The sequence below is a fragment of the Pseudomonas sp. RC2C2 genome, from assembly GCF_018390435.1.
Lineage (GTDB): Bacteria > Pseudomonadota > Gammaproteobacteria > Pseudomonadales > Pseudomonadaceae > Aquipseudomonas > Aquipseudomonas donghuensis.
This window is the reverse complement of sequence record NZ_JAHBAX010000001.1, coordinates 1,980,558-2,003,103: the sequence shown is the minus strand read 5'-3', so window position 1 is coordinate 2,003,103 and position 22,546 is coordinate 1,980,558. Positions and strand designations below refer to the sequence as shown.

23 protein-coding genes are annotated in these 22,546 nt (G+C 62.7%); 12 read left to right on the top strand and 11 right to left on the bottom strand.

Annotated elements, in window-relative coordinates; translation table 11 throughout:
- Positions 1 to 32: 32 nt before the first annotated feature.
- Genes tauD through tauA form a run of 4 tightly spaced genes read right to left on the bottom strand, consistent with a single transcriptional unit; the run spans position 33 to position 3,509 of the window.
- On the bottom strand, positions 33 to 866 hold the full coding sequence (gene tauD, locus KHO53_RS09280) for a taurine dioxygenase (protein WP_159389307.1): 834 nt from the start codon (positions 864 to 866) through the stop codon (positions 33 to 35).
- A 19-nt stretch (positions 867 to 885) separates the two neighbouring features.
- On the bottom strand, positions 886 to 1,725 hold the full coding sequence (gene tauC, locus KHO53_RS09275) for a taurine ABC transporter permease TauC (RefSeq protein WP_010221217.1): 840 nt from the start codon (positions 1,723 to 1,725) through the stop codon (positions 886 to 888).
- The gene (tauB, locus tag KHO53_RS09270; RefSeq protein ID WP_213570233.1) at positions 1,722 to 2,516 is read right to left on the bottom strand and encodes a taurine ABC transporter ATP-binding subunit; all 795 of its coding nucleotides are present in this window, start codon (positions 2,514 to 2,516) and stop codon (positions 1,722 to 1,724) included. The genes tauC and tauB overlap by 4 nt, the downstream gene beginning before the upstream one ends.
- Positions 2,517 to 2,531: 15 nt before the next feature.
- Complete coding sequence (tauA, locus tag KHO53_RS09265; protein WP_036994925.1) at positions 2,532 to 3,509, bottom strand: taurine ABC transporter substrate-binding protein; 978 nt, start codon at positions 3,507 to 3,509, stop codon at positions 2,532 to 2,534.
- Between the two features lie 553 nt (positions 3,510 to 4,062).
- On the opposite strand from tauA, the gene KHO53_RS09260 reads away from it, so the two are divergent.
- From KHO53_RS09260 to KHO53_RS09225, 8 genes are all read left to right on the top strand, one after another.
- A complete protein-coding gene (locus tag KHO53_RS09260; protein ID WP_213570232.1) occupies positions 4,063 to 5,409 on the top strand; it encodes an OprD family porin in 1,347 nt (448 codons plus the stop codon).
- A gap of 157 nt (positions 5,410 to 5,566) precedes the next feature.
- Positions 5,567 to 6,205: a peroxiredoxin gene (locus KHO53_RS09255; protein WP_036994929.1), complete on the top strand. Its 639-nt coding sequence runs from the start codon at positions 5,567 to 5,569 to the stop codon at positions 6,203 to 6,205.
- A gap of 223 nt (positions 6,206 to 6,428) precedes the next feature.
- Positions 6,429 to 7,022, top strand: a complete 594-nt coding sequence (gene ssuE, locus KHO53_RS09250; RefSeq protein ID WP_010221222.1) for an NADPH-dependent FMN reductase — start codon at positions 6,429 to 6,431, stop codon at positions 7,020 to 7,022.
- Positions 7,023 to 7,114: 92 nt separating this feature from the next.
- Positions 7,115 to 8,080, top strand: coding sequence for a sulfonate ABC transporter substrate-binding protein (locus tag KHO53_RS09245; RefSeq protein WP_010221223.1), 966 nt, complete (start codon positions 7,115 to 7,117; stop codon positions 8,078 to 8,080).
- A gap of 58 nt (positions 8,081 to 8,138) precedes the next feature.
- Positions 8,139 to 9,287 (top strand): FMNH2-dependent alkanesulfonate monooxygenase, encoded by a 1,149-nt coding sequence (gene ssuD, locus KHO53_RS09240; RefSeq protein WP_010221224.1) that lies wholly within the window; start codon positions 8,139 to 8,141, stop codon positions 9,285 to 9,287.
- A gap of 10 nt (positions 9,288 to 9,297) precedes the next feature.
- Positions 9,298 to 10,092, top strand: coding sequence for an aliphatic sulfonate ABC transporter permease SsuC (gene ssuC, locus KHO53_RS09235; RefSeq protein WP_010221225.1), 795 nt, complete (start codon positions 9,298 to 9,300; stop codon positions 10,090 to 10,092).
- Positions 10,089 to 10,901: an aliphatic sulfonates ABC transporter ATP-binding protein gene (ssuB, locus tag KHO53_RS09230; protein WP_010221226.1), complete on the top strand. Its 813-nt coding sequence runs from the start codon at positions 10,089 to 10,091 to the stop codon at positions 10,899 to 10,901. Before ssuC ends, ssuB begins: the two co-directional genes overlap by 4 nt.
- A gap of 19 nt (positions 10,902 to 10,920) precedes the next feature.
- Positions 10,921 to 11,136, top strand: coding sequence for a TOBE domain-containing protein (locus tag KHO53_RS09225; protein ID WP_010221227.1), 216 nt, complete (start codon positions 10,921 to 10,923; stop codon positions 11,134 to 11,136).
- A gap of 101 nt (positions 11,137 to 11,237) precedes the next feature.
- Here the strand turns inward: KHO53_RS09225 and KHO53_RS09220 are convergent, their stop codons facing one another.
- The 4 genes from KHO53_RS09220 to KHO53_RS09205 all read right to left on the bottom strand — a co-directional run bounded on the left by KHO53_RS09220 (position 11,238) and on the right by KHO53_RS09205 (position 16,307).
- Positions 11,238 to 11,864, bottom strand: coding sequence for a TetR/AcrR family transcriptional regulator (locus tag KHO53_RS09220; protein ID WP_010221228.1), 627 nt, complete (start codon positions 11,862 to 11,864; stop codon positions 11,238 to 11,240).
- Position 11,865: 1 nt separating this feature from the next.
- Positions 11,866 to 13,452, bottom strand: coding sequence for a glutamate--cysteine ligase (gshA, locus tag KHO53_RS09215; RefSeq protein WP_010221229.1), 1,587 nt, complete (start codon positions 13,450 to 13,452; stop codon positions 11,866 to 11,868).
- A 153-nt stretch (positions 13,453 to 13,605) separates the two neighbouring features.
- Positions 13,606 to 13,989 carry a PaaI family thioesterase gene (locus KHO53_RS09210; RefSeq protein WP_010221230.1) on the bottom strand — a complete coding sequence of 128 codons (384 nt, stop codon included), beginning with the start codon at positions 13,987 to 13,989 and terminating at the stop codon, positions 13,606 to 13,608.
- Positions 13,989 to 16,307 (bottom strand): Tex family protein, encoded by a 2,319-nt coding sequence (locus tag KHO53_RS09205; RefSeq protein WP_213570231.1) that lies wholly within the window; start codon positions 16,305 to 16,307, stop codon positions 13,989 to 13,991. Before KHO53_RS09205 ends, KHO53_RS09210 begins: the two co-directional genes overlap by 1 nt.
- A gap of 241 nt (positions 16,308 to 16,548) precedes the next feature.
- Between KHO53_RS09205 and ompR the strand changes: the two genes are divergently transcribed.
- Both ompR and KHO53_RS09195 read left to right on the top strand, forming a co-directional pair.
- On the top strand, positions 16,549 to 17,289 hold the full coding sequence (gene ompR / locus KHO53_RS09200; RefSeq protein WP_010221232.1) for an osmolarity response regulator transcription factor OmpR: 741 nt from the start codon (positions 16,549 to 16,551) through the stop codon (positions 17,287 to 17,289).
- A 127-nt stretch (positions 17,290 to 17,416) separates the two neighbouring features.
- Positions 17,417 to 18,730 (top strand): ATP-binding protein, encoded by a 1,314-nt coding sequence (locus tag KHO53_RS09195; protein ID WP_010221233.1) that lies wholly within the window; start codon positions 17,417 to 17,419, stop codon positions 18,728 to 18,730.
- A gap of 3 nt (positions 18,731 to 18,733) precedes the next feature.
- On the opposite strand, the gene rimK is transcribed toward KHO53_RS09195, so the two are convergent.
- Both rimK and rimB read right to left on the bottom strand, forming a co-directional pair.
- The gene (rimK, locus tag KHO53_RS09190; RefSeq protein ID WP_010221234.1) at positions 18,734 to 19,639 is read right to left on the bottom strand and encodes a 30S ribosomal protein S6--L-glutamate ligase; all 906 of its coding nucleotides are present in this window, start codon (positions 19,637 to 19,639) and stop codon (positions 18,734 to 18,736) included.
- Positions 19,636 to 20,118: a retropepsin-like aspartic endopeptidase RimB gene (gene rimB / locus KHO53_RS09185; RefSeq protein ID WP_010221235.1), complete on the bottom strand. Its 483-nt coding sequence runs from the start codon at positions 20,116 to 20,118 to the stop codon at positions 19,636 to 19,638. Before rimB ends, rimK begins: the two co-directional genes overlap by 4 nt.
- 143 nt (positions 20,119 to 20,261) lie before the next feature.
- On the opposite strand from rimB, the gene KHO53_RS09180 reads away from it, so the two are divergent.
- Positions 20,262 to 20,663: an RNA-binding S4 domain-containing protein gene (locus KHO53_RS09180; protein WP_010221236.1), complete on the top strand. Its 402-nt coding sequence runs from the start codon at positions 20,262 to 20,264 to the stop codon at positions 20,661 to 20,663.
- Here KHO53_RS09180 and KHO53_RS09175 read toward each other — a convergent pair.
- Positions 20,660 to 21,463 (bottom strand): phosphatase PAP2 family protein, encoded by an 804-nt coding sequence (locus KHO53_RS09175; RefSeq protein WP_010221237.1) that lies wholly within the window; start codon positions 21,461 to 21,463, stop codon positions 20,660 to 20,662. The genes KHO53_RS09180 and KHO53_RS09175 overlap by 4 nt on opposite strands.
- A gap of 105 nt (positions 21,464 to 21,568) precedes the next feature.
- On the opposite strand from KHO53_RS09175, the gene hslO reads away from it, so the two are divergent.
- Entirely contained in the window at positions 21,569 to 22,471 is a 903-nt protein-coding gene (gene hslO / locus KHO53_RS09170; protein WP_010221238.1) for an Hsp33 family molecular chaperone HslO, read from the top strand.
- The last annotated feature ends 75 nt before the right edge of the window (positions 22,472 to 22,546 follow it).

The window sequence follows — 22,546 nt, the reverse complement described above, 5'->3', positions numbered from 1 at the left end:
CTTGCCAGCGATGGTAGCGCCGCGATGGATCTTTAAAACGGCGCATCCCCCAGAATCGTCGCCCGGTGCATCACCCGCCGTGTCGGCCGGTAGTCGTCCACCGCGTAATGCTGGGTCACGCGGTTATCCCAGAACGCCACGTCGTTTTCCTGCCAGCGCCAGCGAATGGTGAACTCCGGGCGGGTCGCGTGAGCGAACAGCAGCTTGAGAATCGCCTCGCTTTCAGCCTCGCTCAGTTCATTGATGCGGGTGGTGAAGCCGTCGTTGACGAACAGCGCCTTGCGTCCGCTCACCGGGTGGGTACGGATCACCGGGTGCGACAGCGGTGGGTTGTTGCGCCGCGCCGCTTCCCAGCGCGCCAGATCTTCCGGGGTGGTGCCGAAGCGCTCCAGCGGGAACGACTTGGTGAAGTCGTGGGTCGCGGTGAGGCCGGCGAGCAGCTGCTGCAGCGGTGCCGACAGCGCCTCATAGGCAGCTATGCCACTGGCCCACAAAGTGTCGCCGCCGTAGGCCGGCAGTTGCTTGGCGCTGAGCACCGCACCCAGTGCCGGGGTCGGCAGGAAGGTCACATCGGTGTGCCAGATGGCGTTGTCGCGCACGTCGGTGACGGCGGTGTCGAGCACCAGCACCTGTGGCGTTTCCGGCACATTCGGGTAGATCGGGTGGATATGCAGGTCGCCAAAACGGGCGGCAAATTCGGCCTGTTGCTGTGGGTTGATCGGCTGGTCGCGGAAGAACAGCACCTGGTGCTTGAGCAGCGCCTGTTCGATGGCGTCGCGTTGTTCTTGGCTGATTTCGCGGCTGAGGTCGATGCCGCTGATGTGTGCGCCGAGGGCAGGGCTCAGCGGGGTAATGGTCAGGCTCATGGTTGTTCTCTATCCGTTGTCAATGGCTCTGGCCGTGCCAGGGCACCAGCTTGCGCTGCAGGGCACGCAAGCTCATCTCCAGGGCGAAGGCAATCAAGGCGATCACCAGGATGCCCAGCACCACCACGTCGGTTACCAGGAACTGCGCGGCCGACTGGACCATGAACCCCAGGCCGCTGGTGGCGGCGATCAGCTCGGCCGCCACCAGGGTCGACCAGCCAACACCCAGGCCGATGCGCACACCGGTAAGGATGTCGGGCAGGGCGCTGGGCAGGATCACATGGCGAATCAACTGCCAGCGCGTGGCCCCCAGCGACTGCGCGGCGCGCAGTTTGGTCGGGTCGACGGTACGCACGCCGGTAGCGGTGGCAATGGCGATCGGGGCGAAGATCGCCAGGTAGATCAGCAGCACCTTCGACAGCTCGCCAATGCCGCACCAGATCACGATCAGCGGCAGGTAAGCCAAGGGCGGAATCGGCCGGTAGAACTCGATCAGCGGGTCGAGAATGCCGCGGGCAATGCGGTTGTGGCCGATGGCGATACCAATCGGAATCGCCGTGACGATCGCCGCACCGAGAGCCAGGCCGATACGTTGCAGGCTGGCACCCAGGTGCTGCCACAAGGTTGATTCCATGTAGCCCTGGGTCAGCAGCAACCAGGCCTTGCTCAACACCGCTGCGGGTGAGGGCAGGAACAGCGGCTCGATCCATTCGGCGGCGGTGACCGCCCACCACAGCAACAGCAGCGTGGCCAGGGTCAGGCCGCTGATCCAGCGGGTGTTCAGGCTGCGCCGGAGTGTGCTCGGCGCGATTTGGCTGGTGGCACGTTTGGCCGCGACCGGGACATCCAGGCTGCTCATGCGAACTCCTGCCGCGTAACGGCACTGCGTTGGGAGAACACCCGGGCCAGCACGTGCTCGCGGGTTTCGATAAAGCGCGGGTCGGACTTGATCGCGCGGGCTGATTCACCAGCGCTGTAGCGCTGGCCGAAATCCAATTGCAGGCGTTCGACGATCTGCCCAGGGTTCGGGGCCAGCAACACCAGTTCGGTGGCGAGGAACACCGCCTCTTCAATGTCGTGGGTAATCAGGAACACCGGCTTGGCGGTACGCTGCCAGACCTGCAACAGCAGCTCCTGCATCTGTTCGCGGGTAAAGGCATCCAGCGCGCCGAACGGCTCGTCCATCAGCAGTACCCGCGGGTCGGCAGCCAGGGCCCGGGCCAGGCCCACGCGCTGCTTCTGGCCTCCGGACAACTGCCAGATCCGCCGGCTGGCAAACTCCGCCAGGTCGACCAGGGCGAGCATCTCGCGGGCCTTGCTTTCCCTCACGGCACGCGGCACCCCGGCCAGCTCCAGGCCGAAGGCGACGTTGGCCAGCACGTCTTGCCAGGGCAGCAGCGCATCGTCCTGGAACACCACGCCGCGCTCGGCGCCGGGGCCTTGCACCGGTACGCCGTCGAGGGTGATGCGGCCGCTGCTGGGCGCCACGAAACCGGCAATCAGGTTGAGCAACGAGGTCTTGCCGCTGCCCGAAGGGCCGAGGGCCACCAGCAATTGCTGCGGGCCCAGGCTCAGGTTGATATCGGCCAGCACCGGCTCGGCCGCGCCGGGGTACTGTGCGCTGATGCGCTCCAGTTGTAACAGGGCCATGGTCTGCTCCGAGTCTCAGTTGGCGATGAATTTGGCGCTGACGTATGGCGCGTAGTCCGGCAGCACCGCTTCGACCTTGCCTTGCTCCTTGAGGAAGGTGGCGGTGTCGGTGATCGCCTGGGTGGTCGGTGCGCCCAGCGCTGCAACCTGGTCGGCGGCCAGCGGGAACACGTTGCCTTGCAGCAGGCCGGGGATGTCAGCCGCCTTGGCGCCGGAGAGCTTCACCAGCTTGTCGACGTTGCTCTTGTTCGCCAGCCACGCTTGCGGGTCTTTGCGGTAGTCGGCGTAGGCATCCAGGGTGACCTTGGCGAAGGCCTTGACGATCTCCGGGTGCTTGGCGGCGAAGTCCTTGCGCACGATCCAGGCGTCAAAGGTCGGTGCGCCTTTCGCGGCCAGCTCACCGGAGGTGATCAGCACCTTGCCGTTTTCCTTGGCCACGCCCAGGGCCGGGTCCCAGACGTAGGTGGCGTCGATGTCGCCGCGCTTCCAGGCGGCGATGATTGCCGGTGGTGCGAGGTTGAGGATCTGCACCTTGGCCGGGTCGATGTTCCATTGCTTGAGCGCGGCCAGCAGGCTGTAGTGACCGGTGGATACGAACGGCACGGCGATCTTCTTGCCGATCAGGTCCTGCGGCGAATTGATGCCGGCACCATCGCGGGCGACCAGGGCTTCGGCGGCGCCGATCTGGGTAGCAATCAGGAAGGTTTCCACCGGCAGCTTGCGGGTCGCGGCAGCGGCCAGCGGGCTGGAACCGAGGTAGCCGATCTGCACATCGCCAGAGGCCACGGCGGTGATCACGTCGGCGCCGCTGTCGAACTTGCGCCAGTCGATGTCAGCCTTGCTGGTTTTCTCGTAGGTACCGTCGACCTGGGCGACTTTCGCCGGGTCCACGGTGGTCTGGTAGGCCACCGTCAGGTCGGCCGCCTGGGCAAACCAGCTGGTGCCGGCCAGGGTCAGAGCGGCGAACAGGCGCAGGGGAGCATGCAGGGTCATGGTGAACTCCTTGTCAGGCGGGCGGTTGTGTTGGGGTGAAATAAGACTAGATGATCTAAGAAAGTTAAAATAAATAACTTTTTTGCATTAGCTTAGGAGCCAATTGATTTAAGGCTCTGGGAAGGTGCTGGCTTCATCGGCCTGGGCGCCAAACGTGATGCTGGTCAAGGCCGGGGCACAGGGGAAAGGCAATGATGGTCGGGCCATGGGGCTGCCCTGCCGAAAGGGGACGGTTCGACAAAGCTATGCGGTCTAAAAAGCCGCTTCCCAATACCCTTTAGGAATTAGCTTAGGTGCCGATAACGGCAGCGGAGAAAAATTTGGATCATATTCCGCAATAATCTGAAAAATTACGAAATAAGTCTTTTTGGATTTATACGATTGTCATTATCCTTCACCCCCACCGTTGGCGCATTAGACCAAAGTAGTGAAATGAATGGTTACGATTGACTAGACGGTCACCCTTTGGTGCTAATCGCCAATCGACGTCGAGCGGGACACAAAGATCCTGCCGTAAGCGACACACAAGAATTAGAACGTAGAGGAGCAAAACATGTACAAGTCCACCTTGGCACTTGCCGTGGCCGTTGGGGTTCTGGCCCAGCAAGCGGGTGCTGCCGGTTTCGTTGAAGACAGCAAGCTGTCGCTCAGTTCCCGCACCATGTATTTCAATAACGACAACCGCGAAGTTCACACTCCGGCCAACAACCGTGGTGGTGACAACCGTGAAGTCGGTCAGGGCTTCAAGCTCGACTACTTGTCGGGTTTCACCGAAGGTACCGTAGGTTTCGGCGTTGACGTCCAGGCGCTGTGGGGCATCCACCTGGATGGCGGCCGTGGTCGTCACCCTGATAACAGCAGCTTCTTCCCAAGCGATACCGATGGTTCGGCTTCCAGCCAGTGGGCGCGCATTGGTGGTAACGCCAAGGCCCGTTTCTCCAAGACTGAAGCTCACTTTGGTAGCGCCCTGGCGCCTAACCTGCCAATCCTGGTGTCCAACGACGGCCGACTGCTGCCACAGACCTTTGAAGGCGGCACAATTCAGTCGAAAGAAATCGACAACCTGACGCTGAACGCCGGTCAACTGACTCATGCTATGGGTCGTGCATCGAGCAACCGTACTGGTCTGTCTGTTGCAGGTGCCACCGAGGACAGTAACAAGTTCCAGTTCGCTGGTGGCGACTGGAAGGTCACCAAAGACCTGACCCTGCAGTACTACTACTCGAACCTGGAAGACTTCTACAAGCAGCACTTCCTGGGCCTGGTTCACGTTTACCCGATCGGCAACGATCAGTCGTTCAAGACCGACCTGCGCTATTTCGATAGCAGCAGCGATGGCAAGAACGGTGACGTTGGCTACCGTTTCAACAACAACGGTGGCTATGCCAAAAATACCGGTGAGGTCGACAACAAAACTTGGAGTGCCATGTTCACCTACACCCTGGGTGGCCATGCGCTGATGCTGGGTCATCAACAAGTCGGTGATGACGGTGGCTTTGTCTGGCTGAACCAAGGTAGTGTCACTGACGGCAATGGCCGCAATGAAGGCGCCGCTGGCGCCAGCTTCTACCTGTTCACCGATAGCATGATCAACCAGTTTGCTCGTGCAGGTGAAAACACCACCTTCGGTCAGTACTCGTATGACTTCGCGCGCCTGGGCGTTCCAGGCCTGAAAGCATCGGTTGCCTACCTGCGTGGCGACGACGTCAAGAACCCTGTGGGCGGCGGTACTTACCACGAGTGGGAGCGCGATGCGCGTGTCGACTACGTGATCCAGGAAGGTACCCTCAAAGGTCTGGGCGCTAGCCTGCGCCATGGTAGCTACCGTGGTGAAGGTCAGAGCATCGACGACCAGGATCAGACCCGCCTGATCTTCAACTACACTTACAACTTCATGTAAGTCTGGTTGAAACGAGAGCCTCGCCCAGTGCGAGGCTTTTTTTTGCCTGCACCAGATTAGATTTATTGGTTATAAATAAATCGATATTTATTCTTTTTGATTTTACAACGAAGCAGGCACAGTGAAGCCATAACGAACTCAGCCAAGGAGCCGCACCATGAGCCTCAGACTCGGCGATATCGCCCCCGACTTCGAACAGGATTCCAGCGCCGGCAAGATCCGCTTCCACGAATGGCTGGGCGACAGCTGGGGCGTGCTGTTCTCTCACCCGGCCGACTTTACCCCGGTGTGCACCACCGAACTGGGCTTCACTGCCAAGCTCAAAGAGCAGTTCGCCGAGCGTGGGGTCAAGGCCATCGCCCTGTCGGTGGACCCGGTGGATTCGCACCACCGCTGGATCGAAGACATCAACGAAACCCAGAACACTATCGTCAACTTCCCGATCCTGGCCGATGCCGATCGCAAAGTCTCCGACCTCTACGACCTGATTCATCCCAATGCCAGCGACACCCTGACGGTGCGTTCCTTGTTCGTCATCGACCCGAACAAGAAGATCCGCCTGACCATCACCTATCCGGCCAGCACCGGGCGCAACTTCCACGAGATCTTGCGGGTGATCGACTCGCTGCAGCTGACCGACAACCACAAGGTCGCCACCCCCGCCAACTGGCAGGACGGTGACGAGGTGGTGATCGTGCCGTCGCTCAAGGATGAAGAGGAAATCAAACGCCGCTTTCCAAAGGGTTACCGGGCGGTCAAGCCGTACCTGCGCCTGACCCCGCAACCCAATCGTTGATCTTTAGCCATAGCAGGGATTTTGGGCCGTTTACGGCCCTTTTTTTATTGCCCCCAAGGCCTGTAGGCGCGGGCTTGCCCCGCGATGCACTTATAGGTCAAAAAGGAATAAACAAATGAAAAAATATGATTTATGGATATATATGTCGAGCTGTTAAGGTCACTCCACTCCAGCGAGAACTTCAACTCGCGGCCCTCTAGAACACGATCAAGGATGCGTTCCAATGCTGGTTGTTTCTCTCGGTGGTAGTCCCAGCCTGCGTTCGCGCTCCGGCGTCCTGCTTGAGCGCAGCCGCCAGTGGCTGCAAGGCCAGGGCGTGGAAGTGGTGACTTTCCAGGTGCGGGATTTTCCGGCCGAAGACCTGCTCCATGCGCGCTTCGACAGCCCCAAGGTGCAGCACTTTCTGCAATTGGTAGAACAGGCCGATGGCCTGGTGGTTGCTACCCCGGTGTACAAGGCCTCGTTCGCCGGTGCGCTGAAAACCCTGCTCGACCTGCTGCCCGAGCGTGCCCTGAGCCACAAGGTGGTGCTGCCGATCGCAACCGGCGGCAGCATCGCCCATATGCTCGCGGTGGATTACGCGCTCAAGCCGGTGCTGTCGGCACTCAAGGCCGAGGAAACCCTGCAAGGGATCTTCGCCGACGATAGCCAGATCGCCTACGGCGAAGGCAGCGCCGCCGCGCAACTGGCGCCGGCCCTGGAGCAGCGTCTGCTCGAATCGCTGGAACTGTTTCACCGCGCCCTGGCGCGTCGCCCCAAGCCGGTTGCGCCGGGCGTGTTGAATGAACGTCTGCTCAGTGCTCGCTGGAGCATCTGAGGCGTACCACCCGCTACCTGTAATTCCCACCTTACTCGCCCGCCAACGGGCAAGCAGGTGCAGCCTGAACCCCAACAGCAAAGGAGAGCGCTATGCGCACTGTCATTTTGCGTCGTGGTCTGGTCGCTCTGTTTGCTGCGGCTGTGTCCTTCGGCGCCATTACTCAAGCCCAGGCTGAAAGCCTGCGTATCGGTTACCAGAAGTACGGCACCCTGGTGCTGCTCAAGGCCAAGGGCACGCTGGAAAAGCGCCTTGCCGCCCAGGGCGTGCAGGTGCAATGGACTGAATTCCCAGGTGGCCCGCAGCTGCTCGAAGGCTTGAACGTCGGCTCGATCGACTTCGGGGTAACCGGTGAAACACCGCCGGTGTTCGCCCAGGCCGCTGGCGCTGACCTGCTCTATGTCGCCTACGAGCCGCCAGCGCCGCACAGCGAAGCCATCCTGGTGCCCAAAGGGTCGCCGATCCAGTCGGTGAAGGAACTCAAGGGCAAGAAGGTCGCGCTGAACAAAGGCTCCAACGTGCACTATCTGCTGGTCCGCGCCCTGGAAGACGCCGGCCTCAAGTACAGCGACATCCAGCCAGTGTTCCTGCCGCCCGCCGATGCCCGCGCCGCCTTCGAGCGTGGCAGCGTCGATGCCTGGGTGATCTGGGACCCGTACCAGGCCGCTGCCGAGCAGCAGTTGCAGGCACGTACCCTGCGTGATGGCCAGGGCATCGTCGACAACCATCAGTTCTACCTGGCGACCAAGCCCTACGCGCAGAAGCACCCTGAAGTGATCAGCGCCTTGGTCGATGAAGTGCGCGCAGTGGGCGAGTGGTCCAAGGCCAACCCACAGGAAGTCACCGACCAGGTCGCGCCGCTGCTCGGCCTGCCTGCCGACATCACCCTGACCTCGGTCAAGCGCCAGGGCTACGGCGCCGCTTTCCTTACCCCGGAAGTGATTGCCGCCCAGCAGAAGATCGCCGACACCTTCAAGACGCTCAAGCTGATTCCCAAACCGTTGAGCATCAAGGACGTGATCTGGACTCCGCCGGCCAAAGTCGCCAGCGCCCCTTGACGATTTGCCCGCGCCGGGGCGCCGCCCCGGTCTGCGCCACCCCTAGGAGACAACTCCAATGAGCCTCAACGTATTCTGGTTTCTTCCGACCCATGGCGATGGCCATTACCTTGGCACCGCCGAAGGCGCGCGCGCCGTCGATCACGGCTACCTGCAGCAGATCGCCCAGGCGGCAGACCGCCTCGGCTTTGGCGGCGTGCTGATCCCGACCGGGCGTTCCTGCGAGGACTCCTGGCTGGTCGCCGCTTCGCTGATTCCGGTGACCCAGCGCCTGAAGTTCCTGGTGGCCCTGCGTCCGGGGATCATTTCGCCGACCGTGGCGGCGCGTCAGGCAGCAACCCTGGATCGCCTTTCCGGTGGCCGGGCCTTGTTCAACCTGGTGACCGGTGGCGATCCGGAAGAGCTCTCCGGTGACGGCTTGTTCCTCAGCCACGAAGAGCGCTACCAGGCCTCGGTGGAATTCACCCGCATCTGGCGCCGGGTGCTGGAAGGCGAAACCGTCGACTACGACGGCCAGCACATACAGGTCAAAGGCGCCAAGCTGCTCTATCCGCCGATCCAGCAGCCGCGTCCGCCGCTGTACTTTGGCGGCTCTTCGGAGGCCGCGCAGGACCTGGCAGCCGAACAGGTCGAGTTGTACCTGACCTGGGGCGAGCCGCCGGCAGCGGTGGCGGAGAAGATCGAACAGGTGCGCGCCAAGGCCGCCAAGCAAGGCCGTACTGTGCGTTTCGGCATCCGTCTGCACGTGATCGTGCGTGAAACCAACGCCGAAGCCTGGCAGGCCGCCGAGCGGCTGATTTCGCACCTGGACGACGACACCATTGCCCGGGCCCAGGCCTCGCTGGCGCGCTTCGATTCGGTCGGCCAGCAACGCATGGCCGCGCTGCATGGCGGCAACCGCGACAATCTGGAAGTCAGCCCCAACCTCTGGGCCGGTGTCGGCCTGGTGCGTGGCGGTGCCGGTACAGCGCTGGTCGGCGACGGCCCGACCGTGGCCGAACGGGTCAAGGAATACGCGGCGCTGGGCATCGACACCTTCATTTTCTCCGGTTATCCCCACCTGGAAGAGTCGTACCGGGTCGCCGAGCTGCTGTTCCCGCACCTGGATGTGGAGCGCCCGGAGCTGCCGAAAAGCGGTGGCTACGTGAGCCCGTTCGGCGAGATGGTCGCCAACGACATCCTGCCCAAATCCTCGGCGCAGCGCTGAGGGCCGGGCCATGAGTCGTTCATCCACTCCCTGGCAGCAACGCCTGGCGCCCTGGGCGCTGCCGTTGCTGTTGTTGGCGGTCTGGCAACTGGCAGTCAGCCTCGGCTGGCTGTCGACGCGGATCCTGCCGGCGCCGAGCGCGGTATTGAGCGCCGGCGTCGAGCTGGTGCGCAGTGGCGAGATCTGGACCCACCTGGCAATCAGCGGCTGGCGGGCAGCCGTCGGCTTTCTGATCGGTGGCGCCATCGGCCTGGCGCTGGGCTTTATCACCGGCCTGTCGAAATGGGGCGAGCGCCTGCTCGACAGCTCGGTGCAGATGATTCGCAACGTGCCGCACCTGGCGCTGATCCCGCTGGTGATCCTGTGGTTCGGCATCGATGAGTCGGCGAAGATTTTCCTGGTGGCCCTGGGCACCTTGTTCCCGATTTACCTGAACACCTACCACGGCATCCGCAACGTCGATCCGGCCTTGGTGGAAATGGCCCGCAGCTATGGTTTGTCCGGCTTTGAGCTGTTTCGCCAGGTGATTCTGCCGGGCGCCTTGCCATCGATCCTGGTCGGTGTGCGCTTTGCCCTGGGCTTCATGTGGCTGACGTTGATCGTGGCCGAAACCATTTCGGCCAACGCCGGCATCGGCTACCTGGCGATGAACGCCCGCGAGTTCCTGCAGACCGATGTGGTGGTGCTGGCCATCGTCCTCTATGCCGTGCTCGGCAAGCTTGCCGACCTGGCCGCACGCGGCCTTGAGCGAGTCTGGCTGCGCTGGCATCCGGCCTATCAACCGAGCAGGGGAGAGGGCGCATGACCATCCTCAAGGAACCACCACTGCGGCTGCTGCGCGGGATTCCGCTGGCGGCGCAGAACCTGCAGAAAACCTTCGGCCAGCGTCAGGTGCTGCGCGACATCGACCTGCACATTCCGGCCGGCCAGTTCGTCGCCATTGTCGGGCGCAGCGGCTGCGGCAAGAGCACCTTGCTGCGCTTGCTGGCCGGGCTTGAGCAACCCAGTGGCGGCGAGCTACTGGCAGGTTCTGCGCCGCTGAGCGAAGCCCAGGAAGACACCCGGCTGATGTTCCAGGAAGCGCGTTTGCTGCCGTGGAAGAAGGTCATCGACAACGTCGGCCTGGGCCTGTCGGGCAACTGGCGGCCGCGAGCCCTTGAAGCGCTGGAGGCGGTCGGCCTGGCCGAGCGTGCCAATGAATGGCCGGCGGCGTTGTCGGGCGGCCAGAAGCAGCGTGTGGCCCTGGCCCGCGCCCTTATTCACCAGCCGCGCCTGTTGCTGCTCGACGAGCCATTGGGCGCGCTGGATGCGCTGACCCGTATCGAGATGCAGCAGTTGATCGAGCGGCTGTGGCGCCAGCATGGCTTTACCGTGTTGCTGGTTACCCACGACGTCAGCGAAGCGGTGGCGGTTGCCGACCGGGTGATCCTCATCGAAGACGGCGAAGTGGGCCTGGACCTCAACGTCGACCTGCCACGCCCGCGGGTACGCGGTTCACACCGCCTGGCCGCACTGGAAACCGAAGTACTCAACCGGGTTCTGTCGATCCCGGGCACACCGCCCGAGCCGGAACCTGTCGCACCTTTGCCGACGCAATTGCGTTGGGCTCTCTGACCTGTAAGGAACCAAGCAGATGACTATCAAAGCGATCAACGTACGTAACCAGTTCAAAGGCACCGTCAAGGAAATCCTCGAAGGCCCGGTGTTGTCGGAAATCGATGTGCAAACGGCCTCGGGGATCGTCACTTCGGTGATCACCACCCGCTCGGTGCGCGAGCTGGAACTGACCATTGGCAGTGAGGTGATTGCCTTTGTGAAGTCGACAGAAGTGTCGATTGCCAAGCTCTGACTACCAGGGCAAGGCTTAGCCTTGCATCGCTGGCAAGCCAGCTCCCACAAGGTTCGGTGTATACAGTCCCTGTGGGCGCTGGCTTGCCAGCGATGAGGCCGTCAGCGTTTAGGCAGGAAAGGCGGCAGATACAAGCCCAGGTATGCATCAAACACCCGCATCCCTTCCTCGGCCATGCGCGGCGTGATCTGCCCGTGCAACTGCACCGAACGGGCATACACCCGATCGCCCAGCTCCATGGCCAAAGCAAACACATCCACATCATCCGGCAACACCGGCAACTGGAAATGCTCGGCGAACAAGGTGTGCATCAGGTCGCCCAACTCGATGTCGTGCTGGCGGTCAGCCTGGGTCACTTCGCTCAAGCCATGCTGGGCCAGAATCAGCTGCCGCGCCGCAGCATCTTCGTTGTAGATCACCAGCATGCGCTGTTCGACCAGGCGCGAGAGGTCGTGCCAGGTGTTCAACGCCGCCGCATCAATCGGCGCTTCAAGGCAGGCGCGAAAGGCGCTGTGCACGTCGGCGGTGAGTGCTTCAAGCAGGGCCGGAACACTGGCGAAGAAGTGATACACCGATGACGGCGGAATCTGCGCACGCTCGGCCACGCTGTAGATCGACAGGCTGGCCACCCCTTCGCTGGCCAGCAGCGTGCGCGCCGCCTCGAGGATCGAATCGATCCTCGCCTGGCTGCGGGCGCGGGGTTTGCGCGGGGTAGCGGTGCGGGTCATGTCAGTTGCTGATCGCCAGGATGCTCGCCTGGTAAGCGCTGACGAACAGGTCGAAGTCGGCCTTGTCTTCTTCGCGTTCAAGCCTGGCCTGGGCCTCAAGGGATTCGCGAGCCGCCGTTTCAAACCCTTGTTGCTGTTCAGCCGCCAGGGCCTGGGCGCGGAAGAACTCGGCATGGGCCTGGCTTTGCCGCAAGGCGAAGCGGCTGAAGCTTTCCTTGTGCTCGGTCATGCTCGCCAGCACCTGCGCCGATGGTGTCAGGGAAGGGTCGCTGACCTTGGCTTTCTGCGCATGCAGGGCCTTGGCGTGTTCGTCGCTGCCGTGGCTGCGGTCGAGCAGTTCGGCCAGGGGCGCAATGCGTTCGAGCAGTTCAGCGGCCCACTGCTTGAGCTCGACCGGCTGACCATCACGCTGCAACTCCAGGCCCGGACGGCGACCTTCCTTGACCACGCTAAGGAAGTTGCTGGTGCAGTTGCCGCATTCCAGGTTGCCCAGCAGCGGGCTTTCTTCCAGGGCGCAGAACAGCAGGAAGGCGTCGAGGAAACGCGCTTCGGGCAAGTCGATACCGGTTGGCAGGAACGGGTTGATGTCCAGGCAGCGCACTTCGACGTACTGGATGCCGCGAGCCATCAGCGCCTGGATCGGCCGCTCGCCGCTGTAGGTGACGCGCTTGGGGCGGATGTTGGAGTAGTACTCGTTTTCGATCTGCAGGATGTTGGTGTTCAACTGAACCCATTCGCCATCCTTGTGCGTACCGATCTCGACATAGGGCGCGTACGGCGTGGCCACCGCCTTGCGCAGGCTGTCGGTGTAGCTGGCGAGGTTGTTGTAGCACGGCGTCAGGCCGGCCTGGGCGTTGCTCTGGTAACCCAGGTCGCTCATGCGCAGGCTGGTGGCGTAGGGCAGGTACAGGGTGTCGGCGTCGAACTGTTCGAGCTGGTGTGGGCGACCGCGCAAAAAGCCGGCGTCCAGGGCCGGCGAGGCGCCGAACAGGTACATCAGCAGCCAGCTGTAGCGGCGGAAGTTACGGATCAGGGCGATGTAGGCCGCCGACTGATAGTCGCGATCATCTTCCGTGCTGTGTTCGGCTGCGCGCAGCAGCGGCCAGAGTTTTTCTGGCAGCGAGAAATTGTAGTGAATCCCGGCGATGCACTGCATGGTGCGGCCGTAGCGCAGGGCCAGGCCCTTGCGGTAGACGTACTTGAGCTGACCGATGTTGGAGGTGCCATACCAGGCGATCGGAATGTCTTCCTCGGCTGGCAGCGGGCAGGGCATCGACGGGCTCCAGAGGAACTCGTTGCCAAGCTTGGTGTAGGCGAAGCGGTGGATGTTTTCCAGGCTTTCGAGGGTCTGCGCCGGGTCGGCCAGGGCTGGGGTGATGAACTCCAGCAGCGACTCCGAATAGTCCGTGGTGATCTGCTCGTGGGTCAGCGCCGCGCCGAGGGCTTCGGGGTGCGGAGTCTGGGCCAGACGACCTTCCTCGGTCACACGCAGGCATTCACGCTCGATGCCGTGCAGGCACTGCTTGAGCAGGGAGAGGTTGTCGCCTTGGCCGAGCAGGCTCAGGCGGCGGTTGAGAAGTTCGCTCAAGATGGATTCCTTCACGCGTCAGTCGCCCCAATATGGGGGTGGAGATGACGGTCTACAAGGGTGGACAGAGGAACTGGCGTTGTCGCCTGGTTGTGGCCGGCTTTCGGCAGCGCCTGCGCTCTGCCGAAAGTACCGCAGTTTGGCCATTTGCGGCTAGAGGACGACGAATGTCCCCTGCGCTTTTGCCACCAGTTTGTCGCCCTGAAGTACATCGGCGTCGACCACCAGCGTGCGCCGCCCGGCATGCAGCACCCGGGCAACGCACAGCACTTCACCTTCGCTGACCGCGCGCAGGTAGTTGATCTTGCATTCCAGGGTCACGCTCTGCTGGTCGAAACCATGGGAACTGGAGCAGGCCAGGCCCATGGTGGTGTCCACCAGGCTGAAGATCGCCCCGCCATGCAGCTTGCCGCCCCGGTTGCGCAGGTGCGGCTCCAGGGCCATGGCCACCTCGGCAACCCCTGCTTCCAGGTGTTGCAGGCGGCAGCCGAGCAGTTGGCTGAAGGCGCTGAAGACGACTTCGTCGGGAACCGTCATCACTTCTTCTTCAACTGCTTGGCGTTGGCGAACAGCGCGGCCATGGCGTTGTTGGCCGGGGCCGGGGTTTCCTTGGCGCGGGCTGGAGCGCTTGGCTGGCGTGGGGCCGAGCCCGGGCGGCTGCCACGGGCGCCATCGATCTTCTCGCCCGGGGTGTCGCTCATGCGCATCGACAGGCCGACGCGTTTGCGCGGAATGTCGATTTCCATGACCTTGACCTTGACCACGTCGCCGGCCTTGACCGCTTCACGCGGGTCTTTGATGAACTTCTCCGACAGCGCCGAGATGTGCACCAGGCCGTCCTGGTGCACGCCGATATCGACGAACGCACCGAAGTTGGTGACGTTGGTCACCACGCCTTCGAGGATCATCCCCAGTTGCAGGTCCTTGAGGTCTTCGACGCCTTCCTGGAACTCGGCGGTCTTGAACTCCGGACGCGGGTCGCGACCGGGCTTGTCCAGTTCCTGGAGAATGTCGGTGACGGTCGGCAAGCCAAAGGTTTCGTCGGTGAATTTCTTCGGGTCCAGGCGCTTGAGGAAACCGCTGTCGCCGATCAGCGAGCGGATGTCGCGGTCGGTTTCAGCGGCAATGCGCTGCACCAGCGGGTAGGCTTCCGGGTGCACTGCGGAGGCGTCCAGCGGGTTGTCGCCGTTCATCACGCGCAGGAAACCGGCGGCCTGCTCGAAGGTTTTCTCGCCCAGGCGGCTGACTTTCTTCAGCGCGGCGCGGGTCTTGAAGGCGCCGTTGGCATCGCGGTGGGCAACGATGTTCTGCGCCAGGGTGCTGTTGAGACCGGAGATGCGCGCGAGCAGGGCCACCGAGGCGGTGTTGACGTCGACGCCGACGGCGTTCACGCAGTCCTCGACCACCGCATCCAGGCCACGGGCCAGTTTCAACTGGGAAACGTCATGCTGGTACTGGCCGACACCGATGGATTTCGGGTCGATCTTCACCAGTTCCGCCAGCGGGTCCTGCAGGCGCCGGGCGATGGATACGGCGCCGCGGATCGATACGTCGAGGTCCGGGAACTCCTTGGCCGCCAGCTCCGAGGCCGAGTACACCGAAGCGCCGGCTTCGGAGACCATGATCTTGGTCATCTTCAATGCCGGATATTTTTTGATCAGCTCGGCGGCGAGCTTGTCGGTTTCGCGGCTGGCGGTGCCGTTACCGATGGCGATCAGCTCCACCGAGTGCTTGGCGCACAGCGCGGCGAGCACGGCGATGGTCTGGTCCCACTGGTTTTTCGGCACGTGCGGGTAGACGGTGGCGGTGTCCAGCAGCTTGCCGGTGGCATCGACCACGGCGACCTTGCAACCGGTACGCAGACCCGGGTCCAGGCCCAGGGTGGCACGCGGGCCGGCCGGGGCGGCCAGCAGCAGGTCGTGCAGGTTGTGGGCGAAGACGTTGATCGCCTCGCCTTCGGCGTTGTCGCGCAGCTCGCCGAACAGGTCGGTTTCCAGGTGGCTATAGAGCTTGACCTTCCAGGTCCAGCGCACCACTTCAGCCAGCCATTTGTCGGCAGGACGGTTCTGGTTCTGCAGGCCGAAACGTTCGGCGACCATCATTTCGCACGGGTGCAGGGTGCCCGGCAGCTCTTCGCCGACTTTCAGCGAAGCGGCCAGCACGCCTTCGTTGCGGCCACGGAAAATCGCCAGGGCGCGGTGCGACGGCACACTCTTGAGCAGCTCGTCGTGTTCAAAGTAATCGCGAAACTTCGCTCCTTCCTCTTCCTTGCCTGCCACCAGGCGGGCACTGAGCACCGCCTCTTGCTTGAGGAAGCTGCGCAGCTTGTCGAGCAGGCTGGCGTCTTCGGCGAAGCGCTCCATGAGGATGTACTTGGCGCCTTCGAGGGCCGCCTTCACGTCCGCCACGCCTTTTTCGGCATCAACGAAACGTGCGGCTTCGGCTTCAGGGCTCAGTTGCGGGTCGTTCAGCAAACCGTCGGCCAGCTCGCCGAGGCCGGCTTCCAGGGCAATCTGGCCCTTGGTGCGGCGTTTTTGCTTGTACGGCAGGTACAGGTCTTCGAGGCGGGTCTTGGTGTCGGCCAGTTTGATTTCACGGGCCAGTTCCGGGGTCAGCTTGCCTTGCTCTTCGATGCTGGCAAGGATGCTGACACGCCGTTCGTCCAGCTCGCGCAGATAGCGCAGGCGCTCTTCCAGGTGGCGCAGCTGGGTGTCATCCAGGCTACCGGTGACTTCTTTCCGGTAACGGGCGATAAAAGGTACGGTCGAACCTTCATCAAGTAGAGCCACGGCCGCTTCGACCTGTTGTGGGCGGACACCGAGTTCCTCGGCGATGCGGCTGTTGATGCTGTCCATAAAACCACCTGACAAATTGTGAATACAAAGGCCGCGGGCGGGCGCTGTAGAGCGCTTGTGGTCAATGCGGCGCTGGCTGAAAGCGGCGCATTATACCCAGCGCGTCCGGCTTGCGGTGATAGCAGCGGGCCAGTTGTCGGCCGGGCAACACTGGCACCCGGGGAAAAATCTGCTAACAATGCACACGGCACGGCCACTGATGGCTAAGCCATAATGCGTGCCGAGATTAGAGGAGCTATCCATGAGCAGCACTGCACAAAACGCCGAAGGCGAAAAAATTCTCATCGTCGACGACGACCCGGGCCTGAGCAGCCTGCTGGAACGATTCTTCACCAGCAAGGGTTATCGTGCTCGTGCAGTACCCAATACCGAACAGATGGATCGCTTGCTGGCCCGCGAAGTCTTCAACCTGGTGGTGCTCGACCTGATGCTGCCTGGCGAGGACGGCCTGACCGCCTGCCGGCGCCTGCGCGCCGCGAACAACCAGATCCCGATCATCATGCTCACCGCCAAGGGCGATGAGCTGAGCCGCATCAAGGGCCTGGAGCTGGGCGCTGACGACTACCTGTCCAAGCCTTTCAACCCCGACGAACTGATGGCCCGGGTCAAGGCCGTGCTGCGCCGCCAGGCGCCGGCAGTACCGGGCGCGCCGGGCAGCGAGGACGAAACCGTCACTTTCGGCGACTACGAGCTGTCGCTGGCCACCCGTGAACTCAAGCGCGGCGAAGAAGTGCACATGCTCACCACCGGGGAGTTCGCCGTGCTCAAGGCGCTGGTCATGCATGCGCGCGAGCCGCTGACCCGCGACAAACTGATGAACCTGGCCCGTGGCCGCGAGTGGGACGCGCTAGAGCGTTCCATCGACGTGCAGATCTCGCGCTTGCGCCGGATGATCGAACCCGACCCGTCCAAGCCACGCTATATCCAGACTGTCTGGGGTGTAGGCTATGTGTTCGTGCCGGATGGCAATGCCAGCAAGTGATGTTCCGTTTGTAGAAGTAGCTCACCGCAAGCAGGGCGAACCTTCGGGTTGCCCTGTTTTTGCCTGTGCACTACTTCGCAAAGCCTGCGAGCCCCGCTCGCGCTCGCAAAGTGTGTAGCCGTTGTCGATGAAAACGCCCCTGTGGTTCCCGCAAAGCTTCTTCGCCCGCACGCTCTGGCTGGTGCTGATCGTCGTGCTGTTCTCCAAGGCTCTGACCCTGGTGTACCTGCTGATGAACGAGGACGTACTGGTCGACCGGCAATACAGTCACGGTGTTGCCCTGACCCTGCGTGCCTACTGGGCCGCCGATGAGTCCGACCGTGACAAGATCGCCGAGGCGGCAGGGCTGATTCGCGTGGTGGGCTCCGGCGTTCCCGAGGGTGAACAGCACTGGCCGTACAGCGAGATCTACCAGCGCCAGATGCAGGCCGAGCTGGGCGCCGATACCGAAGTTCGCCTGCGCGTGCATGCACCACCGGCCTTGTGGGTGCGGGCGCCGAGCCTGGGTGATGGGTGGCTGAAGGTGCCGCTGTATCCGCATCCGCTGCGCGGGCAGAAGATCTGGAGCGTGCTCGGCTGGTTCCTGGCCATCGGCCTGTTATCCACCGCTTCGGCGTGGATCTTCGTGCGCCAACTCAATCAGCCGCTCAAGCGCCTGGTGTTCGCCGCCCGGCAACTGGGCCAGGGGCGCAGTGTGCGCCTGCCGATCAGTGACACGCCCAGCGAGATGACCGAGGTCTACCGCGCCTTCAACCAGATGGCCGAGGATGTCGAGCAGGCCGGGCGCGAGCGCGAGCTGATGCTGGCTGGGGTGTCCCATGACCTGCGCACGCCACTGACGCGCTTGCGCCTGTCGCTGTCGCTGCTGGCCAACGAAAGCGACCTGACCGACGACATGGTCCGCGATATCGAAGACATGGACGCGATCCTCGACCAGTTTCTGGCGTTCATCCGCGATGGTCGCGATGAGCCCGTCGAAGAGGTCGACTTCAGTGAGCTGGTGCGCGAGGTGGTGGCGCCGTTCAACCAGCCGCAGGAGCAGGTACGCCTGTGCCTGGAGCCGATACCGCCATTCCCGCTGCGGCGGGTGTCGCTCAAGCGCCTGCTCAACAACCTGATTGGCAACGCTCTCTATCACGCCGGCAAGGGTGTCGAAGTGGCGGCCTATGTCTCGGGCGAGGGTGGTGCGCCCTATGTGGTGCTGAGCGTGCTGGATCGTGGTGCCGGGATCGACCCGGGCGAACTGGAGGGCATTTTCAACCCGTTCATTCGCGGCGACCGTGCCCGTAGCGGCAAGGGCACCGGGCTGGGCCTGGCGATCGTCAAGCGGATCGCCGCCCAGCACGGTGGCAATGTGCAGTTGCGCAACCGTTCAGGCGGCGGCCTGGAGGCGCGGGTGAGGCTGCCGCTAGGCCTGATGCTGCCGCGCGACGCGGTCTAGGCGCTAGCCTTTGCCCTTGGTGCGGGTCAGGTTCGGCCCGCCGTTCTTCTCCAGATGCTCGATGATCATCCCGGCGACGTTCTTGCCGGTGGTGACTTCGATGCCTTCCAGGCCCGGCGAGGAGTTCACCTCCATCACCAGCGGGCCGTGATTGGAGCGCAGGATATCCACCCCGGCCACGCTCAAGCCCATGACCTTGGCCGCGCGGATGGCGGTCATGCGCTCTTCCGGAGTGATCTTGATCAGGCTGGCGCTGCCGCCGCGGTGCAGATTGGAGCGAAACTCACCGGGCTTGGCCTGGCGCTTCATCGAGGCGATGACCTTGTCGCCGACCACGAAACAGCGAATGTCCGCGCCGCCGGCTTCCTTGATGTATTCCTGGACCATGATGTTCTGCTTCAGGCCCATGAACGCTTCGATCACCGACTCGGCTGCCTTGGTGGTTTCGCACAACACCACGCCGATGCCCTGGGTGCCTTCGAGTACCTTGATCACCAGCGGCGCGCCATTGACCATCTGGATCAGGTCGGGGATATCGTCCGGCGAGTGGGCAAAGCCGGTGACCGGCAGGCCGATCCCCCGACGCGACAGCAGTTGCAACGAGCGCAGCTTGTCCCGCGAGCGGGCAATGGCCACCGATTCGTTGAGCGGGAACACCCCCATCATCTCGAACTGGCGCAGTACCGCGCAGCCGTAGAAGGTTACAGAAGCGCCGATCCGTGGGATCACCGCGTCGAAGTTTTCCAGCGGCTTGCCACGGTAGTGGATCTGCGGCTTGTGGCTGGCAATGTTCATGTAGGCGCGCAGGGTGTCGATCACAACCACCTCATGGCCTCGTTCGGTACCGGCTTCGACCAGGCGACGAGTGGAATACAGACGCGGGTTTCGCGACAGCACGGCGATCTTCATGCAACACCTGTGGAGGGAGTGATAGTGGCCGGGAATGCCGGCTTGTCCTGAACGTACTTGAGCCCCGGGTTGACCACCAACTGGCCATGGATCAGGGCTTTGGAACCGAGCAACAGGCGATAGCGCATGGCCTTGCGGCAGGCCAGGGTGAACTCCACCTCCCACACCCGGTCACCCAGCGCCAACGGCGTGCGGATGACGTAGCGGGTCTGGGCCTGGCCGTTGGAGCTCTTGATGGTCTTCATCGTCACCAGTGGCGCCTCGCAGCGCCGGTGCCGCAGTTGTACCACCGAACCCAGGTGGGCATTGAAACGCACCCACTGCTCGCCATTGCGCTCGAAGGGCTCGACTTCGGTGGCATGCAGGCTCGAGGTGCTGGCGCCGGTGTCGATCTTGGCCCGCAAGCCGGCCAGGCCGAGGTCCGGCAGGGCCACCCACTCGCGCAGGCCGATCACGGTCAAATGGTCAAATGTCTTCAAAATGCTCAACCAGCGTAGAAAGTCGTCAGGCTCCAGAATGGGCGTGAGCGACAGGTCGGTGAACTGTAAGCACGCCGCGTGTTTTTTGCATCCGCCAGATACGGTAGTACAGTTCTCTTTACGAAAATAAGTGGGGAAATGTGATGGCACAAAAGCCGGAAGAGGACGACAAGGTCCGCTTGGACAAATGGCTATGGGCGGCGCGCTTCTACAAGACCCGGGCGCTGGCCAAGGCGGCCATTGAAAGCGGCAAGGTGCATTGCCGGGGCGAGCGCTGCAAGCCGGGCAAGGAACCGCGGGTGGGCGATGAGTTCGTGCTGCGCACTGGCTTCGACGAGCGCACGGTAGTGGTCAAGGCGTTGTCGGTGGTGCGCCGCGGCGCGCCTGAGGCCCAGGCGCTGTACGAGGAAACCGCGCAGAGCATTGCCCGCCGTGAACAGGCTGCGGCTATGCGCAAGGCCGGCGCCCTGGGTGTCAGTACCGATGGCCGGCCCACCAAGAAACAGCGGCGCCAGCTGCATCAGTTACATGACAGCGCCGGTTAAGCGCGCGAGTCGATCACGTTCAGGCGCCCGAGCAGCGGCAACCGCGCCAGCAGGTCGAACAACGGTGCGGTCAGGCGCATCAAGGCTGCGCTGGCCTTGGCGGCAAACGGGGTGTAGCAGCTCCAGCCCAGGGCCAGCACCGCCATCAGCACGCCACCGATGTAATCGTCCTGGCCCCAGTGCGCACCGGCCACCAGGCGTGGCAGCATGAACAACAGCGCCAGGGCCCAGATCAGCAGCTGCTGCAGCAGCTTGCGGCTGAACAGGCTCATGAACATCGCCCAGATCAGCAGCACTGAGGCATGGTCACCGGGGAAGCTCTGGCTGGAGCGGTCCTTGAGCTCCCAGCGGGCTTCCAGGTGCGGGTAGAAATCGCTGAGGTGGATGGCATCGCTGAACACCATCGACGGGCTGTTGTGCTGCCAGCCCATGGCGTTCATCCATTTCGAGAACACGGCGCGAATCACCAGCAGCAGCACCAGGGTGGCGAAGAAGCCGAAGAAGGCCTGGCGCACCTGGCTGGCCTTGAACACCCAGTCGCCGCGGATCAGCAGGCTGAGCAGGATCAGGCCGACGACGATATCGAACGGACGCAGGCTGCCGACGGTCCAGATGTAACGCCAGGTGTTATTGTCGGCCAGTGGTCGATTGAGCAGGTGAAACAGCCATTCGTCGAAAGTCAGGCAGATGATCTGGCCAAACGGCCACAACCAGAAACACAGTAGCGCAACGGGCAAAACCGTGCAGAGAATCAAGGGACCCCAAGCCCACCTTGCTTGGAACAGTGAAGAATTGTCCATAAACTACCTCTTTGCTGCGAACCACGAGTGCACCATTCTGGTGCTCTAGACCGGGCTTTATAGGCCCTTGAAATTATTTTGTCATCATTCAGAAAGCCAGAGCCCATGTCCGATTTGCCAGATACCGACTACACACAACGCTTCATCTTCGACGACCGCGATGTACGCGGTGAGATGGTCGGGCTGGAGCGCAGCTACGCCGAAGTGCTGGCCAAGCATCCTTACCCGCAGCCTGTCGCGCAGCTGCTCGGCGAGCTGATGGCGGCAGCCGCGCTGCTGGTCGGTACGCTGAAGTTCGACGGTCTGCTGATTCTTCAGGCACAGTCGAGCGGGCCGGTGCCCCTGCTGGCCATTGAATGCACCAGCGACCACGAAATTCGCGGCCTGGCACGCTATGCGGCCGAGCAGATCAAGGATGATGCAAGCCTTGCCGACCTGATGCCTGGCGGGCATCTGGTCCTGACCATCATTCCGGTCAACGGTCAGCGCTACCAGGGCACGGTGGAGCTGGACGGCAAGGACCTGTCGGAGTGTTTCACCAACTATTTCGTCATGTCCCAGCAGATCAACACCTGCATCTCGCTGGCCGCCGACGGCATTCGAGCCCGTGGTCTGCTGGTGCAGCAGCTGCCTGCCGACCGCCAGAAGGACATCGAGGAGCGCGAGGACAGCTGGAACCATGTGAAAGCGCTGGCCAATACGGTGAAAGCCGAGGAGCTGCTGGGGCTGGACAACGAAACCGTGCTGCATCGCCTGTATCACGAGGATGCCGTGCGCCTGTTCGATATCCAGCCGCTGCATTTCCGCTGCAGCTGCTCGCGTGAGCGCTCCGGTAATGCGTTGGTCAGCCTTGGCAAACATGACGCGCTGGAGCTGATTAACGAGCATGGCGGCAAGATCGAAGTCGATTGCCAGTTCTGTAATCAGTGCTATCAATTCGATGCGGCCGATATCGAGCAATTGTTCGCCGGTGGCGGTGTAGACACACCGTCAGATACTCGGCACTAAAACGTTTCAGTACAGGTAATTCTCCTGTCTAACGCCGGAAACACGCCGTTCTGACAGGAGGGCCCTACTTTTTTT

Coding starts and splice junctions, on each gene's coding strand:
- tauD (WP_159389307.1), bottom strand. CDS start 866: ATGAGCCTGACCATTACCCCGCTGAGCCCTGCCCTCGGCGCACACATC.
- tauC (WP_010221217.1), bottom strand. CDS start 1,725: ATGAGCAGCCTGGATGTCCCGGTCGCGGCCAAACGTGCCACCAGCCAA.
- tauB (WP_213570233.1), bottom strand. CDS start 2,516: ATGGCCCTGTTACAACTGGAGCGCATCAGCGCACAGTACCCCGGCGCG.
- tauA (WP_036994925.1), bottom strand. CDS start 3,509: ATGACCCTGCATGCTCCCCTGCGCCTGTTCGCCGCTCTGACCCTGGCC.
- KHO53_RS09260 (WP_213570232.1), top strand. CDS start 4,063: ATGTACAAGTCCACCTTGGCACTTGCCGTGGCCGTTGGGGTTCTGGCC.
- KHO53_RS09255 (WP_036994929.1), top strand. CDS start 5,567: ATGAGCCTCAGACTCGGCGATATCGCCCCCGACTTCGAACAGGATTCC.
- ssuE (WP_010221222.1), top strand. CDS start 6,429: ATGCTGGTTGTTTCTCTCGGTGGTAGTCCCAGCCTGCGTTCGCGCTCC.
- KHO53_RS09245 (WP_010221223.1), top strand. CDS start 7,115: ATGCGCACTGTCATTTTGCGTCGTGGTCTGGTCGCTCTGTTTGCTGCG.
- ssuD (WP_010221224.1), top strand. CDS start 8,139: ATGAGCCTCAACGTATTCTGGTTTCTTCCGACCCATGGCGATGGCCAT.
- ssuC (WP_010221225.1), top strand. CDS start 9,298: ATGAGTCGTTCATCCACTCCCTGGCAGCAACGCCTGGCGCCCTGGGCG.
- ssuB (WP_010221226.1), top strand. CDS start 10,089: ATGACCATCCTCAAGGAACCACCACTGCGGCTGCTGCGCGGGATTCCG.
- KHO53_RS09225 (WP_010221227.1), top strand. CDS start 10,921: ATGACTATCAAAGCGATCAACGTACGTAACCAGTTCAAAGGCACCGTC.
- KHO53_RS09220 (WP_010221228.1), bottom strand. CDS start 11,864: ATGACCCGCACCGCTACCCCGCGCAAACCCCGCGCCCGCAGCCAGGCG.
- KHO53_RS09210 (WP_010221230.1), bottom strand. CDS start 13,989: ATGACGGTTCCCGACGAAGTCGTCTTCAGCGCCTTCAGCCAACTGCTC.
- KHO53_RS09205 (WP_213570231.1), bottom strand. CDS start 16,307: ATGGACAGCATCAACAGCCGCATCGCCGAGGAACTCGGTGTCCGCCCA.
- ompR (WP_010221232.1), top strand. CDS start 16,549: ATGAGCAGCACTGCACAAAACGCCGAAGGCGAAAAAATTCTCATCGTC.
- KHO53_RS09195 (WP_010221233.1), top strand. CDS start 17,417: ATGAAAACGCCCCTGTGGTTCCCGCAAAGCTTCTTCGCCCGCACGCTC.
- rimK (WP_010221234.1), bottom strand. CDS start 19,639: ATGAAGATCGCCGTGCTGTCGCGAAACCCGCGTCTGTATTCCACTCGT.
- KHO53_RS09180 (WP_010221236.1), top strand. CDS start 20,262: ATGGCACAAAAGCCGGAAGAGGACGACAAGGTCCGCTTGGACAAATGG.
- KHO53_RS09175 (WP_010221237.1), bottom strand. CDS start 21,463: ATGGACAATTCTTCACTGTTCCAAGCAAGGTGGGCTTGGGGTCCCTTG.
- hslO (WP_010221238.1), top strand. CDS start 21,569: ATGTCCGATTTGCCAGATACCGACTACACACAACGCTTCATCTTCGAC.